This is a genomic window from Pseudomonas sp. NY15437 (assembly GCF_048068435.1).
Classification (GTDB): Bacteria; Pseudomonadota; Gammaproteobacteria; order Pseudomonadales; family Pseudomonadaceae; genus Pseudomonas; species Pseudomonas nitroreducens_B.
Window position 1 is genome coordinate 498,263 of the sequence record NZ_JBLUQC010000004.1, and the last position, 26,583, is coordinate 524,845.

Genomic DNA, 26,583 nt, shown 5'->3' on the forward strand with positions numbered 1-26,583 from the left:
AAACTCCGTGCTGGGTGTAGGAGCGGGCCATGCCCGCGATCACGCACGTGGCGCGCTCCTACAGGGAGCGACGACTTAATAGATGGGGACGTAGAGATCGGTCTCCGACGCCGGGTCCTGCGGGCCGAGGAAGCGCTCGGTGTAGCGCTCCAGGTCCACGCCTTTCTTCGGCTCCAGGCCGTGGCGGGCGAGCAGGCTGGAATAGATGGCCTGGAAGCTGTCGGCGATAGCGTCGACCGGGCCGATGTGGGTGAACACCGCATACTTCTGCGCCGGCACCGTGAAGCGCACCATGCCCTCGGGGACGGCCGCGCCGGCGTCCACCGGCAGGCTGGCGATGTAATGGAACTCGCCGCCCGGCAACTGGGTGCAGACGCCATAGGCGGTCTTGTCCGTGGCGCTGGCCACGACGTCTTCCTCCCGTGGCAGGAAGCGCTGCCACAGCTGGCCGATGCTGTCGCCCGGCGCGCCGCCGCGGTATTCCATGCCCACCACCTCGAAGGCGGGTAGTTCGATGATGCGGTATTTCATGCTCGGCTCCTGTCGTGGCTGCACCGATGATAGACGGCCGCCGCGTGGCGCGACCATCCCGCACGCCGGAGCGCGCCGCAGCGCCCAATGAAAAGGCCCCCGCCACAGGGCGAGGGCCTTGTCGTACCGCCCGCAGGGCCGTCAGGGCTGGTAGTCGCGCTCGTGCCGGTCCAGTTCGGAACAGGTCAGAAAGCCCGAGCCATCGACCCGGCCGCTGCCGTCGAAGCTCACGTAGAACGGCTGTTGCTGGCCGTCCTTGCTGAGGATGTAGCTGTTGCAGCTGCCCGGCTTCATCAGGCGCTTCTGCGTCGAGGACGGCGTGCCGCCAATCTTCAGGACTTCTTCCTGGCTCATCCCCTTCTCGACATTGCGCACCAGCGGCTGGTCGCGGAAGGTGATGTAGTTGACCGGGTTCTGCACCTTGGTGGACGCGCAGCCCGCCACCGAGGCCAGTACCATCAGCGCCAGCAGTGATCGCTTGTACATGGTGTTCTCCTTGGTTGAGCAACTCACTCGCTCAACTTGGAGCCTAGGTCATGTTCGGGCGTTCAAGAAATCTGCGCGGCCAGGGCTTACTGGGATTGCTTCAGGGCATTGTCCAGGCGTTGCTGGTTCTGCACGTTGGCCGCATCGACCTGCTGCTTGAGCTGCTGCATCTGCTGCTGGGCTTGTTGCGCCTGCTGGGCCTGCAGGTTGGCGGTGGTGGCCGCGGTGGCGGCGGTTTCGCCCAGGCCGCAGGCGGACAGGGCGGCGGACAGGAGCAGCAGGCTGGTGAACTGGACGAGGCGCATGGCGGACTCCGGGCGCGAGGGGCATTACCGCCACACTAGCCCATGGCGGCATTGCCGTCAGTGCGCGACCGCTCAGCCGTAGCGCTTCATCGCCTCGATGGCCAGGCCGTTGCCGATCCCGCCAAAGCGGTCCCCATCGATGTGGCGTGCGTTGGGCAGCATCGCCGCCACGCTCTGGCGCAGCGCCGGCACGCCGGAGGAACCGCCGGTGAAGAACACCGTGTCGACCCGTGCCGGGTCCACGTCGGCGGAATTGAGTAGCTCGCTGATGCTGCCGCGCACGCGCTCCAGCAGCGGGGCGATGGCGGCCTCGAACAGCTCGCGGCTCAGCTCGGCGACCAGGCCGGCTTCGATGCGTGCCAGGTCGATGTCGCGCCGCTGGGCGTCGGACAGTTCGATCTTGCTCGCTTCCACCTGCATGGCCAGCCAGTGGCCGGCGCGCTGCTCGATCAGCTTGAACAGGCGGTCGATGCCGGTGGCGTCGACGATGTCGTAGCGCATGTTCTGCAGCGCCAGCTGGGACTTCTGGGCGTACACCGCGTTGATGGTGTGCCAGGTGGCGAGATTGAGGTGGTAACTGGTGGGCATGAAGGCATCGCTCTTCATCCGGCTGCCGTAGCCGAACAGCGGCATCACGCCCTGGATGCTCAGCTGCTTGTCGAAGTCGGTGCCGCCGATGTGCACACCGCCGGTGGCGAGGATGTCGCCCTGGCGGTCGGCGACGTCGCGGCGCTCCGGCGACAGGCGCACCAGGGAGAAGTCCGAGGTACCGCCGCCGATGTCGACGATCAGCACCAGTTCTTCGCGCTCGATGCCGCGCTCGTAGTCGAAGGCCGCCGCCAGCGGTTCGTACTGGAAGGAGACGTCCTTGAAACCGAGCTTGTGCGCCACCGCCACCAGCGTGTCCTGGGCGTCCTGGTCGGCCTTGGGATCGTCGTCGACGAAGAACACCGGCCGGCCCAGCACCACGGACTCGAACTCGCGCCCGGCGACGTTTTCCGCACGCTTCTTCAGCTCACCGATGAACAGCCCCAGCAGGTCCTTGAACGGCATGGCGCTGCCCAGCACGGTGGTCTCGCTTTTCAGCAGCGAGGAGCCCAGCAGGCTTTTCAGCGAGCGCATCAGGCGGCCTTCGTAGCCTTCCAGGTATTCATGCAGGGCCAGGCGGCCATAGACCGGACGGCGTTCCTCGACGTTGAAGAAGATCACCGAGGGCAGGGTGATCTTGTCGTCTTCCAGGGCGATCAGCGGCTCGCTGTCCGGACGCCACCAGCCGACGGTGGAGTTGGAGGTGCCGAAGTCGATACCCAGGGCGCGGGAAGCGGTGGTCGGGAACATGGTGCGCGGTGTCCGGAGAAAAAACGGCCGCGCAGTGTACGCCAGCGCCGTAGGAAATGCAGGGGCGCTCGAGCTTTCCTGACGAGCCGCGTGACAGCGCCACGGGGGCGCACCGGCGTGCGGAATCCTCGAGCGACCCTGGTTATCCGTCGGGAAGCGATGGTGGCAAAGAGGGCTTGGGGAGTAGCTTGTAGTTTTGCTACATTGTGTTCCTGTAGTTTTCCTACAAGAGTTTTCCACTATCTGATTTCCGTTCTCCCACCCCGTATTCGCAGTTGGAACCCACCATGCACAGAGCCTCCTTTCACGAATTGCGCAAGGATTTCCGCGCCTTACTGAATTCTTCCACCTGCTACCACACCGCTTCGGTGTTCGATCCGATGTCCGCGCGCATCGCCGCGGATCTGGGGTTCGAGGTGGGCATCCTGGGCGGTTCTGTAGCTTCACTACAAGTTCTGGCGGCGCCTGACTTCGCCCTGATCACCCTCAGCGAATTCGTCGAGCAGGCCACCCGCATCGGCCGCGTCGCCCGCCTGCCGGTGATCGCCGATGCTGACCACGGCTACGGCAATGCGCTCAACACCATGCGCACCATCGTCGAGCTGGAACGCGCCGGCGTCGCCGCGCTGACCATCGAGGACACCCTGCTGCCGGCGCAGTTCGGCCGCAAGTCCACCGACCTGATCCCGGTCGAGGAAGGCGTCGGCAAGATCCGCGCGGCGCTGGAAGCGCGCATCGACCCGGAAATGGCGATCATTGCCCGCACCAACGCCGAAGTGCTCGAAGTGGACGACGTGATCCGCCGCACCCTGGCTTACCAGGCTGCCGGCGCCGATGGCATCTGCATGGTCGGCATCCGCGATTTCGACCATCTGGAAGTCATCTCCCGCCACCTGTCCGTGCCGCTGATGCTGGTGTCCTACGGCAACCCCGAGCTGCGCGACGATGCGCGCCTGGCCGAGCTTGGCGTGCGCATCGTGGTCGATGGCCACGCCGCCTACTTCGCCGCCATCAAGGCCACCTACGATTGCCTGCGCGAGCAGCGCGGCGTGCACGCCTCCGACCTGACCGCCTCTGAACTGGCGAAGAAGTACACGCTGCCCGAGGAGTACCAGATCTGGGCGCGCGAATACATGGAAGTGAAGGAGTAACGCAGCGTTTTCGTCGCCCCCAGGCATCAGCCCTGGGGCAGGTGGGCAGTGAGGTACTCGATCTGCGCGTTGAACGGGTAGAGCAGGGTGCCATCCGCTGTCTGCGCCTTGCGCAGGTAGCGCCAGTGCAGTTGCAGCTTGTCCCGTTCGGGGCTGTCCGGCAGGGCCTCCAGGCGCGCCTGGACCTCCTCCTGCAGTTCGGCGATGCGCCGGCCATCGGCCGCGGTCAGCTCGCCCAGCAGCTTGCGGTTGGCGCCGCGGGCTTCCAGCAGGGCCAGTTCACGCACCTCGTCCAGTAACGTCGGCGCCTGCGTCGCACCGGGAGCCGGTTGCAGGAAGCTGTCGAACAGTTCGGCCACTTGCCGGGTCTGCTGCAGGGCCTGGCGCAGGTCGACGCCGCGCTTGGTGTACGCGTCGTGCACCTTCTCCAGCGTCTGCTGGTGCAGTTGCCAGATGTCCTTCAGGGTGGCGGCCTGCTTCTGCCCGTCCAGTTTCTTCTCGAACACCGCGCCGAGGCTGTTCAGCCGCGTGAGGAAGCGTTCATCCCCGGTGGCGGCATACAGCAGCAGGTAGCGTTCGATGTCCTGGAGCAGCGGGTCGGTGCGGAGGTTGGTCGGGCCCTTGGCGGGGGCGGCCGCCAGCGTGCCGGACAGCAGCAGGCCGGCGAGCAGCGCGGGGACGAGTCGCATCGGAAAATCCTTAAGAAGACGATCTGGCCGCCATTCTCGTGATCCGCTTCAGGATTGAATGTCAGATAAGTCCGATAGTCCTGGCATCGAATGCCGCTTTTGTCTCATGACGACCGCCCCTTGCAATTGCGCCCGGCGCCCTTCATATCTGTATAAATACTGATCAATCATCGGAGGTCGCCATGGCCAGTGGCTGGGCAAACGACGGCGCGGTTCAGGAGCAGATCGACAGCACCATCGAGGACGCCATCGCACGGGCGCGCAACCAATTACCCAAGGGCGAGAGCCTGACCCATTGCGAGGAGTGCGACGCGCCGATTCCCGAGGCGCGGCGCAAGGCCATTCCGGGCGTGCGTCTGTGCGTGAACTGCCAGGCCGAACACGACAAGGAGCAGGCGAACTACGCCGGCTACAACCGGCGCGGCAGCAAGGACAGCCAGCTGCGCTGAGGTTTGCTGCGTGATAGGAAAGCGGCGCCGTGGGGCGCCGTTTTTGCGTCTGCCTGTTGTAGGAGCGAGCTTGCTCGCGAACTGACCGAGCCCGAATGCCTGTCAGGGTTCGCGAGCAAGCTCGCTCCTGCAGGGATAGGGACGCGCTGCGGCTAGGCCGGCAGCAGCGGCACCAGCACGCTGAAGGTGATGATGCCGTCGGCCTGCTCCACGTCGATGCGTCCGCCGTGGGCGCTGACGATGGCCTGGGAAATGTACAGGCCGATGCCCAGCCCGCTCTTGTTGCGGCCATGGCCGCCAGCGTCCTGCTTGAAGGGCTCGAACAGGTTGGCCAGGCGCGCGTCGTCCAGCGCTTCGGCTTCGTTGAGAATGCTCAGCCGCGCCAGATCACCCTGCCGGCACAGCTCCACCAGGACCGGCCGGCCCGGGCGGCCGTGGTGACGGGCGTTGCTCAGCAGGTTGGCGACCACCTGCAGGTAGCGATCCGGATCGACCTGGGCCTGCACGCCGCCCTCGATGGAGGTCTCGATGGATAGCCCCGGATAGGCCACGTCGGTTTCCTGGACGATGTCGCGCACCAGCCGCGAGAGGTCGGCGGCCACCGGTTTCACCGTCATTCCCGCGCCACTTTGCAGACGGCTCATCTCCAGGATCTGGCTGATCAGCCGTTCCATGCGACTGCTGGAGTAGGTGATGTGCTGGCGCAGCTCGGCGTTGCGCACGTCGCTGGAGGAGAGCATCGCCGCCGCCATGGAGATCGATTGCAGCGGGTTGCGCAGGTCGTGGCCGAGCACCGCGATCAAGCGCTGGCGCATGCGGTCGATCTCCCCGGCGCGGTTGAGGCACAGCTCCACCAGCTCGGTCCGCAGCTTCTCGGCAATGCTCTGGTCGATGGCCGTCCAGGGCATGGAGCGTCCGCGCACCACTTCTTCCCAGGCTTCGAACGAGCCGCGCGGTGTCAGGCGCGGGCCGGAAGGGCCGGTCTGGACGATCTTCTCCGGCTTGCCGCCCCAGCGGATGCGGTGCACCTGCTCCAGGCGCAGCCAGACGATCCAGCCGGACTCCTGGCGATGGAAGCGGATCGCCATGACCCCGCAGTACCGCGGGTCCTGGTGGTCGTCGCTCAGCGCCAGGCGGTGGTCGCTGTGGAACAGGTCCAGCTGATCGTCCTGCTGCAGCTGGGCGACGATGGACACGGCCAGGTCGTCGAAGTCGCCGCCGATGCTGCTGGCGCGCCCGCCGAGCATCACCACCGCGCCGTCGCACGGCAGCAGGTCGGCGACGCTGGCGTCGGCGCGGGAGAGGGCGCTGAGCAGGTCGTCGGAGTCGCGGGCGCGGCGCAGCAACGCCTGCTGGCGCTCGGAGGCCTGGCGCAGCAGTTCGCTGATGCGGCTCTGCTCCAGGCGCTCGACCAGCGCGCTGCACACCTGGGAGAACACCTGGAAGGACATGCGGATCGGGTAGGGCACCACCTTCGGGCTCATGTGGTGGCAGGAGAACAGCCCCCAGAGACGCCCGCCGACCACGATGGAAATGCTCATGGAGGCGCGCACGCCCATGTTGGCCAGGTACTCGCAGTGGATCGGCGACACGCTGCGCAGGGTGCTGAAGCTGAGGTCGAACGGCCGGCCGTTGCGCGGGTTCAGCGTGGGGTGCACGGCCACCGGCTGGTAGGCCGCATCGCCGATCAGCCGCACCGGGTTCTGCAGGTACAGGCGGCGCGCCTGGGCGGGAATGTCCGAGGCCGGGTAGCGTTGGCCGAGGTAGCTTTCCAGGTCTTCGCGGCGCGACTCGGCCACCACCTCGCCGGAATCGTCCTCGTTGAAGCGGTAGGCCATCACCCGGTCGTAGCCGGTCATGCGCCGCACTTCCTCGGTGACGCTGACCAGCAGGCTCTCCACGTCGTTGCGCAGTTGCAGCTGGCTGACCAGGCGCTGGGCATTGAGGGCGAAGGTGGTGAAGGAAGCGCTGCCGGCGGCGCGCCGCTCGAACTCCAGGTAGCGCACGCCGTCGTGGCTATGGCCGATCACGTCGAAGAAGCGTCGGTTGATCCGTGCCTCCACGCTGTTGATCCAGGGGCCGTCTTCGCGCAGGCCTTCGGCGAGCATCGCCAGCACGCCGGGGCCGACGTCGGCTTCGGCCAGCGGCTCGCCCAGCGAGGGGGCGATGCCCAGCAGGGTGCCGAGGTTATCGCTGCAGCCGAGCACGCGGCCCTGGTCGTCCAGGGCGATAAGCGCGCCGTGGGGCTGGATGGCGCCCGGCAGGTGGATGGGTTCGTCCTCGCAGTTGGCGAGGGTGACCGGCTGCTCGCTCATGCCGGTTCCGCCGGCGCGGCGTCCAGCACCCAGTCGCGGAAGGAGGCAAAGGCGCGGACCGCGGCCGCCTGGGCGAGCGCGATGTCCGCATCCGTGGTGACGTGTTCGGCCATCAGGCGCAGGAAGGCGCTCCAGCGCTCCCCGGTGTGTTCGCCGTAGCCCTGCAGCCAGCGCAACGGCAACGGTTCGAGCGAGGCCTTGAGGCGCTTGTAGAGCACGCGCCCGCCGAGGGTGGCGCCCTCGGCGACGTAGGCGATGCCGAAGGCTTCGGCGAGGCCGTTCGCGATGGGCGCTGCGGGGCAGTCCGGCACGGCGTTGGTGGCCCGGGACCCGGCGTGCAGGTCTTCCAGCAGCCACTGGCACTTGCCGCGGCGCGACCGGGCATCGTCGAGGTCCGGCCAGAGAGGCCAGAGGGACTGCTCCAGCGGACGCATCCAGCCCAGCACGCGTTCGGCGTGGTCGAGGTAGTCGGCGTGGGTCAGCGCCCTGCTCAGAGGGGAGCGGCGGTCGAGGTCGGCATGCAGGGCCTGGGTGGCGGCACGCAGTGCGGCCAGCGCGGGCGAGAGGCCCGGGCGTTCGTTCGGTTGCGAAGTCATCGCCGTCATCGCGGGTCCACCTTTTCGTCGAGGTGCAGAGCATAGCAGCAAGGCTTGCACGACCGTGCGATATCGGGAAAAGTTGATCGAATTGTCAGGCTTTCGGGGCGTCGGGGCGGGGGTTCCTTGTATAGCGAGCCATGTCCGCGATCTGTCGGTAGGGCCGGCGTTTCTGGCGTTGCAGATAGGTTGCGTTGGCCTGGGCGTTCCAGCGTGGCTTCGGCGCGCGCACGGGCTCAGTGTTTCGCCCCCTCGGGCGAGTCACTTCTTCCAAACGCCGAAGAAGTAACCAAGAAGGCTTGCCCCATCCGGTTTTTTGCCTAGGCGAAAAATTCCCTCGTTGAATGGAAATTTCAGGGGCACGCCACGACGGGCCATCCCTGGCCCATCGTGGCTTTCGCGACATCCATGTCGTTCAACCCCTGAAACGCCCATTCAACGCGGCCTCCTGAACGGGGCGTTCGGCGCGTGCGGATGTTTCCCTGGAAGCCTCGTCAAAGCCAAAGGCGGGGATGGGTTCTTTGTAGGAGCGAGCTTGCTCGCGAACCGCCCAACGCCAGCGTCTCCTTGTGGTACGGGCGGGGCCGTCTGGCCCATGGCGCGCTCGCACGGAAATCGTCCGCAGAAAAAAGCCGCCGCAGTTGCCTGCGGCGGCCCGGGTTCACGACGGGGTCAGAAGTTGACCTTCAGCCCCAGCGTTACCGCCTGATCGCGGTAGCCGTTGTCGCCGTACTGCTTGCCCACTTCACCCCAGACATTGACCCGGCTGTTCACCTTGCTGGTGGCACCGAGCTTCACTTCGAAGATGTCGCTCGCGCCGTCCATTTCGAACGAGGTGTTGCCCATCTTCGCGCCGAAGTCCTTGGAGTTGTGGATCCAGTTGGTCTCCAGGTAGGGCTCGACCCCGTAGGTGTTGGCGAAGCCGCCTTCCTGGTTGCTGCGCACGGCGGCGCGGGCGCCCAGGCGGGTCATGAGGTTGCCGTCGCCCTTGCCGGTGACCTTGGTGCCGTTGGCCTCGCGGTGGCTGTCGGCCTTCACGCCCATGTACACCACCTGCGCCTGCGGCTGCACGTAGTAGCTGGCGCTGTCGGTCCTGGCCACTTCGAAGGTCTTGCCGGCTTCGATGGAGGCGGTGATGCCCTTGGCGTCGTATTTTTCCTTGGCCAGTTGCTCGCCGCGTACCTCGGCGTCGAAGTCGTTCCACAACACCCAGCTGTCGACGTAGGCGCCGTTCTCGTCGTCCTTGTTCTCGTACCAGGTGCCATAGACGCCCAGGCTGTAGCCATCGATCTCGCCGCGCGAGCGATAGCCGGTGATGCGCGACTTCGTGGTCGAGTTGCCGTTGGCGTAGCCGGCCATCACGCCGACGACCCAGTCGCCATTGTCGGTCTGCTTGCGGTACAGGTCGCTGCCCAGTTGCAGCACGTAGCGGTTGGACTCGGTCTTCAACTGCCCGGTGCTGTCTTCCCAGCGGCTGGAGCCGTCGACGTTGCGCATCCAGAGCATCGAGGTGACCTGCTTGCCGGTGTCCGGATCGACATAGGTCAGGTTGCCGGTGCGGTCATGCAGGCGATGCAGGAACATCGTGTTGGCCGCCGCGAGGTTGGCGGTGTAGCTGCCGCCTTCGGGCTGGCGCACACGGTCCTTGTCGCTGGGGGTTGGCTTCTCCGGGACCGGGTCGGTGGGGCCTGGATCGACCGGGCCGGGTTCTTCGGGGCCGGGGTCGACAGGACCGGGATCCTCCGGACCCGGATCGACAGGGCCCGGGTCTTCGGGGCCTGGGTCGACAGGGCCGGGATCTTCGGGACCCGGATCGACAGGACCCGGATCTTCGGGGCCTGGATCCACAGGGCCCGGATCTTCAGGACCCGGATCTACCGGATCGGGGTCTTCCGGCTCCGGTTCGGTGGGCTTGTACGAGGTCAGGTACCAGTTGCTGTCCGCGCCGGTTGAGCCGACGAAGCTGCCGCCCCGGCGGAGCATGTACTCGTAGCCGCCCTCGGTTACCCGGCTGGAGGTGAACTCACCGGCGGAGGTGCCGCCGACGGTGATCATCTCGATGCCTTCCAGGGTCAGTGCGCCGGGCCCGCCTGTGTTGTTGACGGTGACCAGCGTCTCGCCCGAGGTGCTGCCGGTGACGGCCAGCTTGTCGGTCTCGGAGTTGTCGTCGCCCAGGTAGGTGTTCATCACCAGGTGGCCGCCGCCGGTGAAGTCGCCATCCACTGTCAGGGTCTTGTAGACGTAGTCGCCGTGTTCGTCGTGGCGGTCGTAGATCAGCTGCGCGCCATCGGTGAGCGAGAGGTTGGTGAGGTTGGAGTTGCCGGTCATCACCCAGCGGCTGGCGGCCCCGTCCATGGCCAGGTCGATCACCCCGTCGGTGGCGGTGCTGGTGGTGCCGTTGAGGTAGGAGCCAGCGGCCATCTTCAGGTCGAGCTTGCCCTGGTTCTCGGCGTAGAGCGCGACGCCCTTGCGGTTGGCGATGTCCTCTGCCGCGCTGCTGTCGAGCACGTAGATCGCGGCGTTCTCCGAGACGATGCTGGAGTCCGCACCGTTGGCGGCCATGGCGCGGTTGCCGTCGGTGACGGTAACCGTGGTGTCGCCATACAGATGCACCTTGCCGCCACGCATACCGTTGAAGTCTTCCAGGGTCTGCGCGTAGATGCCGTAGGCGTTGGCCTTACCGGTGGTGATGTCGGTGCTGCCCAGGTGGATTTCGCCGCCGCGGTTGGCGAATACCGCGTGAGCGCTGCTGCCGGAGGTGCTGATGGTGCTGCCATCGTCGATGCGCACTTCGGCATCGCCCTTGTAGAGCAGTGCTTCGTTATCACGGTTGCCGGCATAGACCGCATAGCCGTTGCCATCACTGCCGTTGCTGCCACTGCCGCTGGTGCTGATCACCGCGCCCTTGCCCAGGAGAATGCGGTTGGTGCCGCCATTCTTCGAGGTATTGGCCCGCACGCCCATGCCGGACGTGGTGATGCTGGCATTGTCGCCGATGGTGACCGTGGAGTTGACCGCGTTTTCGGTGACGTTGATGCCGTCGGCCGATGAGCCCTTGGTTACGATGGTCAGCTTGTCGATTGAGATGTTGTTGGTGCCGATGTTGGCCTGGATGGCATCTGCCTTGTAGCCGCTGAGCAGGCCCGAGGTGGAGCCGGTCAGAATGACCGCTTCCTTGATGGTGTATTGGCCGTTGTTGCCGTAGATGCCGAAGCCGCCCATGGGACCCATGCTGCCACGGGTATTGCCGGTGTCGATGTGGACATTCTCCACGCCAGCGGGAAGGCCCCACCACACGGTTTCGTCACAGGTGTAGGTCTTGCCGTCGCCGCTGGTACTGCAGGTGGCGCTGGCCATGCCGGCCTGCCCCGCCAGGGCGATGGCCAACGCGATGTGCGAGGCCAGAAGGGTCTTGGTAAAGCGCATTGCAAACCTCCTTGCACCCGTCGCCGGTGGGCGAAGCGGGGCGGATGTCCAGCGCCTGTGTGAGCCTGTCCTGGCGGGAGATCGGAGCGTTTCCGGATCAGGGTCCTGCTGTCGCTGGAGGTTCTTTGGGGAGGCGTGGCCGCGAGCGTTTGCGCCACGCCGGACCCGCGGCCGGTAAGGGCTCTGGCGGATCAGTGGGCACATTGTTCAGCGCGCGTTCAGGTTGCCGAATAAGACGAATCTCAAACGGCGGGCGGCGGGGCGGGGGATGGGAAAAAGCTTGATTTATGACAAGGGCAAACCCCGGACCGGGCATTGCGCACCGATCCGGCCAGGCGGGTCTGGCCTCAGGTATGGGACATGATCACGTCAGCGGAAACGGTTGAAGAGTCGCCGCTGCGGCCCCGTTTTCCGCTGGCTGGCCGGCCGCACGCGAAGCCGGCCAGCCAGCGCGCGGCGAGTCAGAAGAGGAAGTACCGCTGCGCCATCGGCAGCACGTTCGCCGGCTCGCACCAGAGCAACTGGCCGTCCGCGCGCACCTGGTAGTTCTGCGCATCGACCTCGATGTGCGGCAGGTAGGCGTTGTGGATCAGGTCGGTCTTCTGCACGCTGCGGCAGCCCTTCACCACGCCGATGGCCTTGCGCAGGCCCAGTTCGTGGTGCACGCCTGCGTCGAACGCGGCCTGGCTGAGGAAGGTCAGGCAGGTGGCGTGGCGGCTGCCGGCAAAGCTTGCGAACATCGGCCGGTAGTGCACCGGTTGCGGTGTCGGGATCGAGGCGTTGGCGTCGCCCATCAGGCTCGCGGCAATGGCGCCGCCCTTGAGGATCAGGCTCGGCTTCACGCCGAAGAAGGCCGGGCGCCACAGCACCAGGTCGGCCAGTTTGCCCACTTCGATGCTGCCCACTTCATGGGCCACGCCGTGGGTGATCGCCGGGTTGATGGTGTACTTGGCGATGTAGCGCTTGGCGCGGAAGTTGTCGTTGCGCGGGCCGTCGCCGTCCAGTGCGCCGCGCTGCTGCTTCATCTTGTCGGCAGTCTGCCAGGTGCGCGTGATGACTTCGCCGACGCGGCCCATGGCCTGGCTGTCGGAGCTGATCATGCTGAAGGCGCCGAGGTCGTGGAGGATGTCCTCGGCGGCGATGGTCTCGCGGCGAATGCGCGATTCGGCGAAGGCCACGTCCTCGGCGATGCTCGGGTCCAGGTGGTGACAGACCATGAGCATGTCCAGGTGTTCGTCGATGGTGTTGCGGGTGAAGGGCCGGGTCGGGTTGGTCGAGCTGGGCAGCACGTTGGCGAAGCCGCAGGCCTTGATGATGTCCGGTGCGTGGCCGCCGCCAGCGCCTTCGGTGTGGTAGGTGTGGATGGTGCGGCCCTTGAACGCGGCCAGGGTGGTTTCGACGAAGCCGGACTCGTTCAGCGTGTCGGTGTGGATCGCCACCTGCACGTCGAGGCGGTCGGCCACCGAGAGGCAGTTGTCGATGGCCGCCGGGGTGGTGCCCCAGTCCTCGTGCAGCTTCAGGCCGATGGCGCCGGCGCGCACCTGTTCTTCCAGCGGCAGCGGCAGGCTGGCGTTGCCCTTGCCGGTGAAGCCGATGTTCATCGGGAAGGCGTCGGCGGCCTGGAGCATGCGCGCCATGTGCCACGGGCCGGAGGTGCAGGTGGTGGCCTTGGTCCCGGTGGCCGGCCCGGTACCGCCGCCGATCATGGTGGTGACCCCGCTCATCAGTGCCTCTTCGATCTGCTGCGGGCAGATGAAGTGGATGTGCGTGTCGATGCCGCCGGCGGTGAGGATCATACCTTCGCCGGCGATCACTTCGGTGCTGGCGCCCAGGGCGATGGTCACCCCGGGCTGGATGTCCGGGTTGCCGGCCTTGCCGATGGCGGTGATGCGGCCGTGCTTGAGGCCGACGTCGGCCTTGACGATGCCCCAGTGATCGAGGATCAGCGCGTTGGTGATCACCGTGTCGACGACCTGCGCGGCGCACAGCTGGCCCTGGCCCATGCCGTCGCGGATGACCTTGCCGCCGCCGAACTTCACTTCCTCGCCGTAGACGGTGAAGTCCTGCTCCACTTCGATCCACAGGCCGGTATCGGCCAGGCGCACGCGGTCGCCGACGGTGGGGCCGAACATGTCGGCGTAGGCTTGTCTGCTGATTTTCATGGCGCCTCCTGGGCTGTCCGTGCGCTGGTTCCTGCCCTCACCCCAACCCTCTCCCGGAGGGAGAGGGGGCTGATCGGCGCGCTGATTCGTCCCGCTGCAACGGGCTGCTTTTCTCCCTCTCCCCATGGGAGAGGGCTGGGGTGAGGGGCTCCTAGAGTTCGCCCATCACCCGTCCTGCAAATCCATACACCTTGCGCTCGCCGGCCAGCTCGACCAGCTTGACCTCGCGGCTCTGCCCCGGCTCGAAGCGCACCGCAGTGCCCGCCGGGATGTTCAGGCGCATGCCGCGCGCCGCGTCGCGGTCGAACAGCAGCGCGTCGTTGGTTTCGAAGAAGTGGTAGTGCGAGCCGACCTGGATGGGGCGATCGCCACTGTTGGCCACCGTCAGGGCGAGGGTGCGGCGGCCAGCGTTGAGTTCAATGTCGCCGGGCTGGATGTCGTATTCGCCAGGGATCATGGGGCGCTCCGTGGGTCGAGGATCAGTTGCATGAAGGTCAGGTCCAGCCAGCGGCCGAACTTCTGGCCCACCTGTGGCATCTGCCCGGTGGTGACGAAACCCAGGCGTTCGTGCAGGCGGATCGACGCCGTATTGCTGCTTTCGATGGCGGCGACCATCACGTGCAGGCCCTGGGCGCGGGCGCGCTCGATCAGCGCCTGCATCAGCAGCGGGCCGAGGCCCTTGCCGCGCTGGTCGGCGCGTACGTAGACCGAGTGCTCCACCGTCTCGCGGAAGCCGTCGAAGGCGCGCCACGGGCCATAGCTGGCGTAGCCCACGACCTCGCCGGCCTCTTCGGCCACCAGCACCGGGAAGCCCTGCTCCGCGCGCAGCGCAAGCCACGCACGGCGGTTCTCCAGGTCGATGGCCACCTCGTTCCAGATCGCCGTGGTGTTGACCACGGCGTCGTTGTAGATGTCGCGCAGACTGCCGAGGTCGGCTTGGCTGGCGTCGCGGATGAGCATGTCGGGTCCTTCTTTCGTAGGGCGAATACAGCGGAGCGCGTTATTCGCCGATTGGTGCGTCAAGCGATGGGCTGGTGCACGGTGACCAGTTTGGTGCCGTCCGGGAAGGTGGCTTCCACCTGAATCTCCGGGATCATTTCCGGTACGCCTTCCATTACCTGTTCGCGGCTCAGCAGCGTGGTTCCGTAGTGCATCAGCTCGGCGACCGTCTGGCCGTCGCGCGCCCCTTCCAGCAGCGCGGCGGAGATCAGCGCCACGGCTTCGGGGTAGTTGAGCTTCACCCCGCGGGCGAGGCGGCGCTCGGCGACCAGGCCGGCGGTGAAGATCAGCAGCTTGTCTTTTTCACGGGGCGTCAGGTCCATCTCAGGTGCTCCAGATTCGGGGAGGAACGGCCTCGCGGCCGAGCAGCGCGGGCCGCAGCCGGCGCCAGAGTTCGATGAGCCAGGCGCGGGCGTGCAGCGCCTCATGGGCCAGGCAGCGGGCGATGACCAGGCCGGGCAGTTGCGTGAGGTTGCCGCGGCCCTGGCAGGGGATGGCGCGGCAGGCGTCGAGCAGCGCCGCCTCGATCTGCCCGCTGGCGATCAGCGTGGCCATCACCGGGTGACCGGCCAGGCCGATGGGCGAGTCGAGCAGGCGGTCGTTGCCGGCCACGCGCTGGCGTTCGTGCCACAGGCGCTGGCCGTCGCGGCGGATATCCAGGGCGGCGGCGAAGTAGCCGTCGTCGAAACGCTCGCCACTGGCCGGTCGCCCGAGGGCGACCACGTCCCAGTAGAACAGCCGGGCATCCGCTTCCAGGTCGATGCGGGTGGTCAGTTCGGTCTGCGCGCCAGCGTAGACGATGGTTTCCTGCGGCAGCCATTCCAGCGTGGCGCCGGGGCCGATGCGGATGTCCAGGTGCTGCGTCGCCGCGCAGCTGGCGCGGTACCACTTGGCTGCACCCGGGCTGGTGAGTTGCGCCCAGCTGTCATCGCCGGCGTGGATGCCCAGCTTCAGGGTATCGCCGCCGGCAATGCCGCCGGGCGGGTGCACCACGATGTGCTGGCAGACCTGCGGCCCTTCCGCGTACAGGTGCTTCTGCACCCGCAGCGGCCCGAGATGGCACCGGGTAACCGGCCGCGTGGTGTCGCCGAGGCGGGCGTAAGCCAGCTCCAGCTCAGCGTGCCAGGCGGGGTGGAAGAGGGTGGCCGGTGCGTTCATGGGCAGCTGCGAATCCAGGGATGCTCGTGACAGAGCAATCCGCGTGCCGGGTGCGCCAGGATAGTGCGCGATGCCTTGCGTTTGCGCTGAAGGCTACGCGGGCCGGCGTTTCAAACCGACGCAAGGGTTTGTCCAATCGGTCAGGTATGGGCGCGGTTGCGGTGCATCATCGCATTTGGCGCACCGCATTGGTGCGGAGTTTGTCTGTAGGAGCGGGCCATGCCCGCGATCGCGCGCATGGCGCGCTCCTACAAGGAGCCGCCAGGCCGCGCAATCAATCAGCCCAGCTGCTTGCGCATGTACACGCGGCGGAAGCCGTTCTCCAGCCGGCGCGCGTATTCCTGGTAGCCGTTCCTGGCGTACAGCTCGATGTTCTCCACCATGCGCTCGTTGGTGTAGAGGTACAGCGACGGGTAGCCCAGCTGCGCGGCCGCTGTCTCGGCGTGCGCCAGCAACTCGCGGCCGATGCCTTGCCCTGCGCATTCGGGGAGCACGGCGATGTTGTCGAGCAGGAAGCCCTCGTCGGTTTCGCGCATCACCAGCAGGCCGACTGGCGCCCCGTCCTGTTCGGCGATCAGCACACGGTCTTCGGCGATCACCGCGTGGTAGTCATCCAGCATCGGCCCCGGCTTGCGGCCAAGCTTGGGTATCCACTGGGCATAGGCCGCCGCCACGCAGACCGCGGCGAATCCGGCGTCGTCGTTGACGGCGGGGCGCAGGGTGATCGGCATGGCAGGCTCCAGAAAAAACAGGTCGGGGCCTGGCAGCTTGCCACCCACGGCCGCCATCCGCCAGTGACAGGTCGTCTCACGATAGGGCCGTGGATCGCGAGCAAGCTCGCTCCTACACATAGCACGCAGGCCGACCTGTAGGAGCGAGCTTGCTCGCGAACCCGCCTATAGGCGGGCTCAGATGGTCACCAACCCGCGCACGCCGTCGCTTTCCATATCCGCGCCACGCCCCTGCTGGACGATCTCCCCCCGGGACATCACCAGGTACTGGTCGGCCAGCTCCGCGGCGAAATCGTAGAACTGCTCCACCAGCAGGATGGCCATGTCGCCGCGCTCGGCGAGCGTGCGGATGACCGCGCCGATCTCCTTGATCACCGAGGGCTGGATGCCTTCGGTGGGCTCGTCGAGGATCAGCAGGCGCGGCCGGCTGGCCAGCGCGCGGCCGATGGCGAGCTGTTGCTGCTGGCCACCGGACAGGTCGCCGCCGCGGCGCTGCTTCATCTCCCGCAGCACCGGGAACAACTCGTAGATGAATTCGGGGACGACCTTGGCTTCGCCGGCGCTGAAGCGCGACAGGCCCATCAGCAGGTTTTCCTCCACCGTCAGGCGCGGGAAGATTTCCCGCCCCTGGGGCACGTAGGCGATGCCGGCATGCACGCGCTGGTGCGGCTTGAAGCCGGTGATCGGCTTGCCCTCCCAGCTGACCTTGCCTTCCTTGGCCGGCACCAGGCCCATCAGGCAGCGCAGCAGGGTGGTCTTGCCCACGCCGTTGCGCCCGAGCAGGCAGGTGACCTCGCCGATCTTCGCGTCGAACGACAAGCCACGCAGGATGTGGCTGCCGCCGTAGTACTGGTGCAGTTTGTCGACTTGCAGCATGGGAGTTGCCCTTGTGGAGAGTCTTGATGATTCGTGTATGGCTGCCCTGCATCGAGAGCTGTTGGGTATCGCTTCGCTCCACACCAACCTACGCTGTGCCACCCGGCGAGATGCGTGCGTAGGATGGTGGAGCGCAGCGATACCCATGCTGTGGAGTGAACGTCAGCGCCCCAGGTAAACCTCGATCACCTGCTCGTTCGCCTGCACGTCTTCCAGCGAACCCTCGGCCAGTACGTGGCCCTGGTGCAGCACGCTGACGTGGTCGGCGATGCTGCCGACGAAGCCCATGTCGTGCTCCACCACCATCAGCGAATGCTGGCCGGCGAGGGACTTGAACAACTCGGCGGTGAACTCGGTCTCGGCATCGGTCATGCCCGCCACCGGCTCGTCCAGCAGCAACAGTTGCGGCTCCTGCACCAGCAGCATGCCGATCTCCAGGAACTGCTTCTGTCCGTGGGAGAGCAGCCCGGCGGGGCGGTTGCGCGACTCGCGCAGGCGGATGGTGCCGAGCACGTCCTCGATGCGGTCCTTCTGCTCGCCGGAGAGCTTGGCCCGCAGGCTCGCCCACACCGACTTGTTGGTCTTCTGCGCAAGCTCCAGGTTCTCGAACACCGACAGCGCCTCGAACACCGTGGGTTTCTGGAACTTGCGGCCGATGCCGGCCTGGGCGATCTCCACCTCGCTCATGCGGGTGAGGTCGAGGGTCTCGCCGAAGAAGGCCTTGCCGCTGTCCGGGCGGGTCTTGCCGGTGATCACGTCCATCAGCGTGGTCTTGCCCGCGCCGTTGGGGCCGATGATGCAGCGCAGCTCGCCGACGCCGATGTACAGCGTGAGGTCGCGCAGGGCGCGGAAGCCGTCGAAGCTGACGTTGATGTCTTCCAGGGTGAGGATGGTGCCGTGGCGCACGTCCAGTTGGCCTCGGCTGCTTGCACCGATGCCGATGGCATCGCGGCTGGCGCCGGGGTCGCGGTTGGGATCGTAGGCCGGCTCCAGCATCAGGTGGGGGACCGCTCTCATTGCTCTTTCTCCCGCTTGATAAGGCCCAGGATGCCGCGCGGCAGATACAGGGTAACGACGATGAACAGCGCGCCGAGGAAGAACAGCCAGTACTCGGGGAAGGCCACGGTGAACCAGCTCTTCGCGCCGTTCACCACGCCCGCGCCCAGCAGCGGGCCGATCAGCGTGCCGCGCCCGCCGAGGGCAACCCAGACGGCGGCCTCGATGGAGGTGGTCGGTGACATCTCGCTGGGGTTGATGATGCCCACCAGCGGCACGAACAGCGCGCCAGCCAGGCCGCAGAGCACCGCGCTCAGGGTCCAGACGAAGAGCTTGTAGCCGCGCGGGTCGTAGCCGCAGAACATCAGGCGGTTCTCCGCATCGCGCAGGGCGGTGAGCACGCGGCCGAACTTGCTGCGCGCCAGGGCGAAGCCGATGGCCAGGCTCGCCGCCAGCAGCAGGACGATGGCAATGAACAGCGCTGCGCGGGTGCCCGGCGCGGTGATGGAAAAGCCCAGGATGCTGCGGAAGTTGGTGAAGCCGTTGTTGCCGCCGAAGCCCGTCTCGTTGCGGAAGAACAGCAGCATGCCGGCGAAGGTCAGCGCCTGGGTCATGATCGAGAAGTACACGCCCTTGATCCGCGAGCGGAAGGCGAAGAAGCCGAACACCAGGGCCAGCAGGCCGGGCGCCAGTACCACCAGGCACAGGGCCCAGAGGAAGTGCTGCGTGCCGGCCCAGTACCAGGGCAGCTCCGTCCAGGACAGGAAGGTCATGAACGCGGGCAACTGGTCGCCGGCCGCTTCGCGCATCAGGTACATGCCCATGGCGTAGCCGCCCAGGGCGAAGAACAGCCCGTGGCCCAGCGACAGCAGGCCGGCGTAGCCCCAGACCAGGTCCAGCGCCAGCGCGACGATGGCGTAGCAGAGGATCTTGCCGGTGAGCGTCAGCCCGTAGGCGGAGAGGTGCAGCGCGTGGCTCTCCGGCAACAGGTGCAGCAGCGGCAGGATCAGCAGCGCGATCAGGGCGGTGCCGACAATGCCGGCGGTGAGTTTCGGGCCGGCCTTCTGCGCGGCCGTCACGGTGAGTGGCTGGTTCATTGGCGAGTCTCCCGTGCACCCTGCAGGAGCGAGCTTGCTCGCGAACAGATTTTCCGGCGGCGCCGGAGCTGGGCGGGTTCGCGAGCAAGCTCGCTCCTACCAGAGGCAGTCGGATCGAAGCGGGGCGTTTTCATCAATCGATGACCCTCCCTTTCAGAGCGAAGAGCCCCTGCGGACGTTTCTGGATGAACAGGATGATCAGCGCGAGGATCAGGATCTTGCCCAGCACCGCGCCAATCTGTGGTTCGAGGATCTTGTTCGCCACGCCCAGGCCGAACGCGGCGAAGACGCTGCCGGCGAGCTGGCCGACGCCGCCGAGCACCACCACCAGGAAGGAGTCGATGATGTAGCTCTGGCCCAGGTCCGGGCCGACGTTGCCGACCTGCGACAGCGCCACGCCGCCCAGGCCGGCGATGCCCGAGCCGAGGCCGAAGGCGAGCATGTCCACGCGGCCGGTGGGCACGCCGCAGCAGGCGGCCATGTTGCGGTTCTGGGTGACGGCGCGGACGTTCAGCCCCAGCCGCGTGCGGTTGAGCAGCAGCCAGGTGAGCGCCAGCACGAACAGCGCGAAGCCGATGATGACGATGCGGTTCCACGGCAGCACGAGGTTGGGCAGCACCTGGATGCCGCCGGACAGCCACGCCGGGTTGGCCACCTCGACGTTCTGCGCGCCGAACAGCACGCGCACCAGTTGGATCAGCACCAGGCTGATGCCCCAGGTGGCGAGCAGGGTTTCCAGCGGGCGGCCGTAGAGGTGGCGAATCACCGTACGCTCCAGCGCCATGCCGATGCACGCGGTGACGAGGAAGGCCACCGGCAGCGCAAGCAGCGGGTATAACTCCAGCACTCCAGGCGCGTAACGCTGGCAGAGCAACTGCACCACGTAGGTGGAATAGGCGCCGAGCATCAGCATCTCGCCGTGGGCCATGTTGATCACCCCGAGCAGGCCATAGGTGATCGCCAGGCCCAGGGCGGCGAGCAGCAGGATCGAGCCCAGCGAGAGGCCGCTGAAGGCCTGGCCGAAGAGGTCGCCCATCAGCAGCCGGCGCTTGACCTGGCCGAGGCTGGTGGCGGCGGCGGTACGCACCGAGTCGTCCGGTTCGACGGCAGGATCGAGGAGGTTTTCCAGGCGGGTGCGCGCCTGCGGATCGCCGGATTCGCCGAGCAGGCGCACGGCGGAAAGGCGCACCGCCGGCGCCGGGTCGGCCAGCTGCAGGTTGGCCAGGGCCAGTTGCAGGGCGGCTTTGACGCCGTCGTCGGATTCTTCGTTGAGGCGATATTCGAGCAGCGTGCGTTGCGCCGGGCGGGCGCTCTTCTGCAGCTGGCGCGCGGCGTCCAGGCGTACGTCGGGGTTGTCGGCAACCAGTTGGTGGCTGGCCAGGGCGGTGTTCACCAGGCCGCGCAGGCGGTTGTTCAGGCGCAGCTTGTCGGGCTCGCCGACCGCCGGAGCGCCGCCCTCGGCGGGGTGGTATTGGCCGTCGTCACCCATGAGAAAGGCGCGGTTCTGCGCATCGACGGCCAGGCGCCCGGACTGGATGGCTTCCAGCAGCGGCAGGCGGTCGGCATCGGGGGCGGCGGCCCATTGTTCGAGCAGTTGGGCGCGGGCGTCGTTGTCGGCGCTGGCGAAGTCCTGCGCGGCGCTGGCGAAGGCGAGCTGCGGCAGCAGCGCGGCCAGCGTCAGGGCGCAGAAGCGGAGCAGGTGGAGCAGGGCAGTGGGCATCTTCGGAGTTCCCTGGGCAGCCGTGTGGGGCGGTTTGCCCTCTCCCTGTCCCTCTCCCTGAAGGGAGAGGGGACTTCAGCCGACCTCGGGAGTGGTCGATTGCGCCGTGCCATCGGTTACGCGCCGAACGGCTCCCTCTCCCTTCAGGGAGAGGGCTGGGGAGAGGGGCTTTACAGACGGGTACTCAGTTGCTGCGCACCGCGTAATCCGGCTTCTTGTCGTTGCCCGGAATGAACGGGCTCCACGGCTGGGCGCGGATCGGTTCGGGGGTCTTCCAGACCACGTTGAACTGACCGTTGTCCTCGATCTCGCCGATCATCACCGGCTTGTGCAGGTGGTGGTTGGTCTTGTCCATGGTCAGGGTGAAGCCCGACGGCGCCTTGAAGGTTTGCCCGCCCATGGCCTCGCGCACCTTGTCGACATCGGTGCTGCCGGCCTTCTGCACGGCCTGCGCCCACATGTGGATGCCGACGTAGGTGGCCTCCATCGGGTCGTTGGTCACCGCGGTGCTGTAGTTGGGCAGGCTCTTGGCCTTGGCGTAGGCCTTCCAGTCGGCGACGAATTTCGTGTTTTCCGGGTTCTTCACCGACTCGAAGTAGTTCCACGCGGCCAGGTTGCCCACCAGCGGCTTGGTGTCGATGCCGCGCAGTTCTTCCTCGCCCACGGAGAAGGCCACCACCGGCACTTCGGTGGCTTCCAGGCCCTGGTTGGCCAGCTCCTTGTAGAACGGCACGTTGGAGTCGCCGTTGACGGTGGAGATCACCGCGGTCTTGCCGCCGGCGGAGAACTTCTTGATGTCGGCGACGATGGTCTGGTAATCGCTGTGGCCGAACGGCGTGTAGACCTCCTGGATGTCCTTGTCGGCCACGCCCTTGCTGTGCAGGAAGGCGCGCAGGATCTTGTTGGTGGTGCGGGGGTAGACGTAGTCGGTGCCCAGCAGGAAGAAGCGCTTGGCCGCCCCGCCGTCCTCGCTCATCAGGTATTCCACCGCCGGGATGGCCTGCTGGTTCGGCGCCGCGCCGGTGTAGAAGACGTTGGGCGACATCTCTTCGCCCTCGTACTGCACCGGGTAGAACAGCAGACCGTTGAGCTCCTCGAACACCGGCAGCACGGATTTGCGCGACACGCTGGTCCAGCAACCGAAGACCACCGCGACCTTGTCCTGGGTCAGCAGCTGGCGCGCCTTCTCGGCGAACAGCGGCCAGTTGGAGGCCGGGTCCACTACCACCGCTTCGAGCTTCTTGCCGTTCACCCCGCCCTTGGCATTGATCTCGTCGATGGTCATCAGCGCCATGTCCTTGAGCGAGGTCTCGGAGATCGCCATGGTGCCGGACAGCGAATGCAGGATGCCGACCTTGATGGTCTCGGCGGCCTGGGAGCTGAACGGGAACAGACCGGTGAGCAGCAGGGCGCTCATGGCCAGCGTACTTTTCAACAGCGGACGACGTTTCATCGCGGCAGCCTCCTTGGCTATCGGGGGGCGGGGCGTTGCCGGTGCGGCAGCGTCCCCGGAAATGGGGCGACCCTCGGTCGGGTCGCAGCTGCCATCGCAGCATCCGTGCCAAACAGGCAAAAGCCTTGGCGCAGATGGGCTGCACGCGATTTTCTGTCGTGATGGTGAGGTTTTTCAGTGCGCAGCTTTGGTGCGTCGAACGCCCTTTGCTGCGCGATGCTCCCCAAAGGTGCGCGTGGCTACGGAATGAAGTAGCCGCGCACGCCGGTCATGATGATTTGCGCGGCGAGGGCGCAGACGAACAGCCCCATCAGGCGGCTGACGATCATCAGGCCCTGCTCGCCGAGGACCTTCTCGATCTTGTCGGACAGGTACAGCGTGCCGCCCACCGTCAGGCAGGCGAGGAAGATCGCCGCCAGGGCCGACAGCTTGTGCTCCCAGTCCTGGTTCACGCCCATCACCAGCAGTGCACCGATGGTGCCGGGGCCGACGGTGATGGGGATGGTCAGCGGGACGATGGTGACGTCCTGCTGCACGTTGTCCGCCTGCACTGCCGAGCGCCCCTGGGCCATGCCCAGGGCGGAGATGAACAGGACCGAACCCGCACCGATGCGGAAGGCGTCGGCGGTGATGCCGAACAGGGTGAAGATGTAGCGCCCGAACAGGTACAGCAGCACGCTGGCGATCAGCGCTGCCAGGGCCACGCGCCAGGCCATGCGCTTGCGATCGCGCGGCGCGAAGCCGCGGTTCAGGCTGATGAAGCAGGAGAGCACGAAGAAGGGGCTGTAGAGCACCAGCATCTTCAGGTAAACGCTGAACATCACTTGCATGGGTACGACTCGTCCGGATTGAGAGGGCGCGGCAGGGCACAGCATAGCGGTTGGGGCGGCGGGTGGCATTGCGGCGGGGCAAATGCCGCTCGGTCTATCACATAGCTTCCCTGCCCAGGGCGGTGCCTGTAGGAGCGAGCTTGCTCGCGAACGATCCCCGCTGCAGAGGTGGGTTCGCGAGCAAGCTCGCTCCTACGAAAAGCTGGCCCGCAGCCTGATAGGTCCTGCCCGACAGCGGACTTCGTCCGCGGTCGATTCCTCAGTGCGCCGGAGGCCAATCGCGGACGAAGTCCGCTCCTACGCTCGCCGGCGAGAGATCAGGAGGGAAGGGCGTCGCTCTGCTGGCGCAGGCGGCGGTCGCGCTCGCCGACCCAGTAGGCCACCAGTTCGCGCAGTTGCGACAGTTCCACCGGCTTGGCCATGTGGCCATCCATGCCGACCAGCCGCGCGCGCTCCTTGTGTTCGCTGAGAATGTGCGCGGTGAGCGCCACCACCGGGGTGTGCGGGCGCTGCTCGCTGGCTTCCCAGGCGCGCAGGCGCTCGGTGGCGGAGAAGCCGTCGAGCACCGGCATCTCGCAGTCCATCAGCACCAGGTCGTACTGCGTGGTTTTCATCGCGGCCAGGGCTTCCTCGCCGTTGCTCGCCGTATCGGGCTGCAGGTTGAGCTTGCTGAGCATGCCGCGGATGACCTTGGTGGAGATGCTGTTGTCCTCGGCGACGAGAATGCGGAAGTCGGTCGGCGGCACGTTGGACACCGGCTCGCTGGCCGGCGCGAGGTAGTTGCTCACGCCGCTCGGGCCACGCTGCGACAGTTCCTCGGCGAGGGTCGCCTTGAGCGTGTAGCCGGCCACCGGCTTGGCGAGAATGCGCTTGATGCCGGCGTTGCGCGCGATGATCTTGCTCGGCGCGTTGCTGATGCCGGTGAGCATGATCAGCAGGATGTCGTGGTTGAGGTTGGGGTCTTCCTGGATCTTGGTCGCCAGCTGCATGCCGGTCATGCCGGGCATGTCCTGGTCCAGCAGGACCACGTCGAAGTACTCGCGCAGGTGTGCCTTGGTGCGCAGCTGGGCCAGCGCTTCCTTGCCCGAGGACACCGCGCTGACGTTCATGCCCCAGGCGCTGCACTGCTGCACCACCACCTTGCGGCAGGTCTGGTTGTCGTCCACCACCAGCAGCCGCGCGCCCTGCAGCGGGCCGTCGAGGTCGGCGCCGCCCTGGTCGATCTGTTGCGGGTCCAGCGGCAGGCTGAGCCACAGCAGGTTGCCCGAATCGCCGCCGCTGTCGCCGCTTTCGATGCCGAATTCACCCGACATCAGGCGCACCAGCTGGCGCGCGATGATCAGGCCGAGGCGGCTGCTCATGCGCGTGGCGGAGAGGAAGTCGCGGCTGTGCAGCTCGGCGGTCAGCAGCGCCTGGCGGTCCGCACTGTCCAGCGGGCGGCCGCTGTCCTGCACGGCGATGCGTAGGCGCGGGCGGTCCGGCGGGCCATCGAGGGCGACGACGAGCAGGATCTCGCCCTCGTCGGTCTGCTTGAAGGCGTTGTCCAGCAGGCTCAGCACGGCCTGGCGCAGGCGCGTCGGGTCGCCGCTGATGATGCGCGGCACCTGCGGCTGGGTGAAGCTGATCAGCTCGACCTTCTGCTGCTCGGCCTTGGCGCGGAAGATCGCCAGGCAGTCCTCGATCAGCGCGCCGAGGTCGAATTGCACCTCGTCCAGCTCGATCTGCCCGGACTCCAGCTTGGAGATGTCGAGAATCTCGTTGATCAGCGCGAGCAGCTCGTTGCCCGCGCTGTGGATGGTCTGCACGTAGTCGCGCTGCTTGGCCGACAGCGGCGTGCCGAGCAGCAGCTCGGTCATGCCCAGCACGCCGTTCATGGGCGTGCGGATCTCGTGGCTGATCTTTGCCAGGAAGTCGCCCTTGGCCTGCAGCTCCGCTGCGTGAGCCGCCTCGCTGGTGCGCTGCTGCAGGTTGAGCTGCTGCAGCAGGCGCTGGCGCTCGGTGAGCGACACGCTGAGGATGAAGCCGGCGAGGGTGGCGAAGCTGAACACGCCCAGTACCAGCCAGCCCGGTTCCAGCTGATGGGTGCCGAACAGCACGGGCAGGAACACCAGGAAGCCACCGTTGAACACCAGCATGCCCAGGGTGACCAGGCGCGCCGGGCGGTACCCGTGGTACCAGTGCCAGGCGGCCACCAGCGGCACGCTGAGCGAGCAGAGGATCACCAGCAGATAGACCAGCCAGCTGAACCAGAACACCTGGGTGAAGGCGATGAGCATGCCGATCAGCAGGATCGCCAGCCCTTCGGCCTGCAGCAGGCGATTGAGCGGGCTGTCCACGGTACCGCGGAAGAAGCTGGCGGCAAACCCCAGCAGGCAGACGGCGGCGCCGAGTGCGCCCAGGTCGGCCACCAGCGACTGGTTGAACGTCAGCCAGGGCAGCGCGAAGGCCACCAGCCCCAGGTTGGCCGCGGCGCATAGCGCCAGCGATCCATGCATCGCCGCCAGCCACAGGCTGCTTGTGCCGCGCATGTAGGCGAAGCGGGTGAGGTTGTAGAGCATCAGCAGGAGCATGGCGCCCAGGAGCATGCCGAAGATGTACGCCGGGCGCTCCAGGGCCACCAGGCCGGCGTCGTCGATCTGCTCGAACCAGGCCATCAGCGGGTGGTTGGAGGTCATCCGCACGTACAGCGTCATCGGCTGGCCGTCGGTGGGCAGCGCGAAGAGGTACGAGCGCGAGGGCAGCGGGCGTTCCTGGAACGGCCGCAGTTCGCCGGTGTGCACCTGCTTTTGCAGCTGGCCGTCCTGGACCAGGTAGTAATCGAGGTACTGCACCCGCGGGGCGAATATCCACAGCCAGCTGGGGCGTTGCTGCGCCGGCAGGCGCACCTGAAGCCAGACGGCCTGGGCGCTGGCGGGGTAGATGAAGGAGTGTCGGTCGAGCGGGAAGAATTGCTGTTTGCGTTGCAGGACGTCGGCGATCTGCAGTTGCGCGCTCTCGTCGCGCAAAACGTTCCACTGCGCGGTCGGCGGGGGCGTCGAGGTAGTACGCGGGACAATGGACTGCGCCGCCTGGGTTGCATCGCCATTACTCGACGCGGCCAGCGCAGGCAACAGCAGCACAAGGCTGACGAGGAGTCCTATGGCAATCCAGAGCCGACGCACGGCGAAGTCCCTTCGGTAGTGAGTGGGCAGATTATAGCCAACTGTACTGACGGCCGTAATCCACCCGCACCCGCGGGGACCAGCCACAACGCGGCGTCCGACGGGGAACGCCGC

Annotated in this window: 23 protein-coding genes; 2 read left to right on the top strand and 21 right to left on the bottom strand. The window is 66.8% G+C overall.

Annotated elements, in window-relative coordinates; all coding sequences use genetic code 11:
• Positions 1-75: 75 nt before the first annotated feature.
• The 4 genes from ACNFIA_RS12430 to ACNFIA_RS12445 all read right to left on the bottom strand — a co-directional run bounded on the left by ACNFIA_RS12430 (position 76) and on the right by ACNFIA_RS12445 (position 2,660).
• The gene (locus tag ACNFIA_RS12430) at positions 76-531 is read right to left on the bottom strand and encodes a GyrI-like domain-containing protein (RefSeq protein WP_416785149.1); all 456 of its coding nucleotides are present in this window, start codon (positions 529-531) and stop codon (positions 76-78) included.
• Positions 532-672: 141 nt separating this feature from the next.
• On the bottom strand, positions 673-1,017 hold the full coding sequence (gene osmE / locus ACNFIA_RS12435; RefSeq protein ID WP_259757591.1) for an osmotically-inducible lipoprotein OsmE: 345 nt from the start codon (positions 1,015-1,017) through the stop codon (positions 673-675).
• 86 nt (positions 1,018-1,103) lie between these two features.
• A complete protein-coding gene (locus ACNFIA_RS12440; protein WP_416785151.1) occupies positions 1,104-1,322 on the bottom strand; it encodes a hypothetical protein in 219 nt (72 codons plus the stop codon).
• A gap of 72 nt (positions 1,323-1,394) precedes the next feature.
• Positions 1,395-2,660, bottom strand: coding sequence for an Hsp70 family protein (locus tag ACNFIA_RS12445; RefSeq protein ID WP_416785153.1), 1,266 nt, complete (start codon positions 2,658-2,660; stop codon positions 1,395-1,397).
• 287 nt (positions 2,661-2,947) lie between these two features.
• On the opposite strand from ACNFIA_RS12445, the gene ACNFIA_RS12450 reads away from it, so the two are divergent.
• Positions 2,948-3,811 carry an isocitrate lyase/PEP mutase family protein gene (locus ACNFIA_RS12450; RefSeq protein ID WP_259757587.1) on the top strand — a complete coding sequence of 288 codons (864 nt, stop codon included), beginning with the start codon at positions 2,948-2,950 and terminating at the stop codon, positions 3,809-3,811.
• Between the two features lie 26 nt (positions 3,812-3,837).
• Here the strand turns inward: ACNFIA_RS12450 and ACNFIA_RS12455 are convergent, their stop codons facing one another.
• On the bottom strand, positions 3,838-4,500 hold the full coding sequence (locus ACNFIA_RS12455) for a hypothetical protein (protein ID WP_259757586.1): 663 nt from the start codon (positions 4,498-4,500) through the stop codon (positions 3,838-3,840).
• 182 nt (positions 4,501-4,682) lie between these two features.
• On the opposite strand from ACNFIA_RS12455, the gene ACNFIA_RS12460 reads away from it, so the two are divergent.
• Positions 4,683-4,949, top strand: a complete 267-nt coding sequence (locus ACNFIA_RS12460; RefSeq protein ID WP_259757584.1) for a DksA/TraR family C4-type zinc finger protein — start codon at positions 4,683-4,685, stop codon at positions 4,947-4,949.
• 152 nt (positions 4,950-5,101) lie between these two features.
• Here ACNFIA_RS12460 and ACNFIA_RS12465 read toward each other — a convergent pair whose 3' ends face one another.
• The 16 genes from ACNFIA_RS12465 to ACNFIA_RS12540 form a co-directional block, all read right to left on the bottom strand.
• Positions 5,102-7,264, bottom strand: coding sequence for a GAF domain-containing protein (locus tag ACNFIA_RS12465; RefSeq protein ID WP_416785156.1), 2,163 nt, complete (start codon positions 7,262-7,264; stop codon positions 5,102-5,104).
• Positions 7,261-7,860 carry a biliverdin-producing heme oxygenase gene (locus ACNFIA_RS12470; protein WP_416785158.1) on the bottom strand — a complete coding sequence of 200 codons (600 nt, stop codon included), beginning with the start codon at positions 7,858-7,860 and terminating at the stop codon, positions 7,261-7,263. Before ACNFIA_RS12470 ends, ACNFIA_RS12465 begins: the two co-directional genes overlap by 4 nt.
• Positions 7,861-8,532: 672 nt before the next feature.
• On the bottom strand, positions 8,533-11,286 hold the full coding sequence (locus tag ACNFIA_RS12475; RefSeq protein ID WP_416785160.1) for an autotransporter outer membrane beta-barrel domain-containing protein: 2,754 nt from the start codon (positions 11,284-11,286) through the stop codon (positions 8,533-8,535).
• A 461-nt stretch (positions 11,287-11,747) separates the two neighbouring features.
• On the bottom strand, positions 11,748-13,448 hold the full coding sequence (gene ureC, locus ACNFIA_RS12480) for an urease subunit alpha (protein ID WP_416785162.1): 1,701 nt from the start codon (positions 13,446-13,448) through the stop codon (positions 11,748-11,750).
• A 151-nt stretch (positions 13,449-13,599) separates the two neighbouring features.
• The gene (locus ACNFIA_RS12485) at positions 13,600-13,905 is read right to left on the bottom strand and encodes an urease subunit beta (RefSeq protein ID WP_416785164.1); all 306 of its coding nucleotides are present in this window, start codon (positions 13,903-13,905) and stop codon (positions 13,600-13,602) included.
• Positions 13,902-14,408 carry a GNAT family N-acetyltransferase gene (locus tag ACNFIA_RS12490; RefSeq protein ID WP_416785166.1) on the bottom strand — a complete coding sequence of 169 codons (507 nt, stop codon included), beginning with the start codon at positions 14,406-14,408 and terminating at the stop codon, positions 13,902-13,904. Before ACNFIA_RS12490 ends, ACNFIA_RS12485 begins: the two co-directional genes overlap by 4 nt.
• Before the next feature lie 59 nt (positions 14,409-14,467).
• Entirely contained in the window at positions 14,468-14,770 is a 303-nt protein-coding gene (gene ureA / locus ACNFIA_RS12495) for an urease subunit gamma (RefSeq protein ID WP_259757577.1), read from the bottom strand.
• A gap of 1 nt (position 14,771) precedes the next feature.
• Positions 14,772-15,605 (bottom strand): urease accessory protein UreD, encoded by an 834-nt coding sequence (locus tag ACNFIA_RS12500; protein ID WP_416785169.1) that lies wholly within the window; start codon positions 15,603-15,605, stop codon positions 14,772-14,774.
• Positions 15,606-15,883: 278 nt separating this feature from the next.
• A complete protein-coding gene (locus ACNFIA_RS12505; RefSeq protein ID WP_416785171.1) occupies positions 15,884-16,336 on the bottom strand; it encodes a GNAT family N-acetyltransferase in 453 nt (150 codons plus the stop codon).
• 177 nt (positions 16,337-16,513) lie between these two features.
• Positions 16,514-17,212 carry an urea ABC transporter ATP-binding subunit UrtE gene (gene urtE / locus ACNFIA_RS12510; protein ID WP_416785174.1) on the bottom strand — a complete coding sequence of 233 codons (699 nt, stop codon included), beginning with the start codon at positions 17,210-17,212 and terminating at the stop codon, positions 16,514-16,516.
• Between the two features lie 162 nt (positions 17,213-17,374).
• Positions 17,375-18,229 (bottom strand): urea ABC transporter ATP-binding protein UrtD, encoded by an 855-nt coding sequence (urtD, locus tag ACNFIA_RS12515; RefSeq protein WP_416785176.1) that lies wholly within the window; start codon positions 18,227-18,229, stop codon positions 17,375-17,377.
• Positions 18,226-19,305, bottom strand: coding sequence for an urea ABC transporter permease subunit UrtC (urtC, locus tag ACNFIA_RS12520; RefSeq protein WP_416785178.1), 1,080 nt, complete (start codon positions 19,303-19,305; stop codon positions 18,226-18,228). Before urtC ends, urtD begins: the two co-directional genes overlap by 4 nt.
• Before the next feature lie 133 nt (positions 19,306-19,438).
• Positions 19,439-21,025, bottom strand: a complete 1,587-nt coding sequence (urtB, locus tag ACNFIA_RS12525; protein WP_416785180.1) for an urea ABC transporter permease subunit UrtB — start codon at positions 21,023-21,025, stop codon at positions 19,439-19,441.
• A gap of 184 nt (positions 21,026-21,209) precedes the next feature.
• Entirely contained in the window at positions 21,210-22,478 is a 1,269-nt protein-coding gene (urtA, locus tag ACNFIA_RS12530; protein WP_416785182.1) for an urea ABC transporter substrate-binding protein, read from the bottom strand.
• A 239-nt stretch (positions 22,479-22,717) separates the two neighbouring features.
• The gene (locus ACNFIA_RS12535; RefSeq protein ID WP_259757569.1) at positions 22,718-23,308 is read right to left on the bottom strand and encodes a MarC family protein; all 591 of its coding nucleotides are present in this window, start codon (positions 23,306-23,308) and stop codon (positions 22,718-22,720) included.
• Between the two features lie 317 nt (positions 23,309-23,625).
• Positions 23,626-26,469, bottom strand: coding sequence for a response regulator (locus ACNFIA_RS12540; RefSeq protein WP_416785184.1), 2,844 nt, complete (start codon positions 26,467-26,469; stop codon positions 23,626-23,628).
• Positions 26,470-26,583 lie beyond the last annotated feature (114 nt).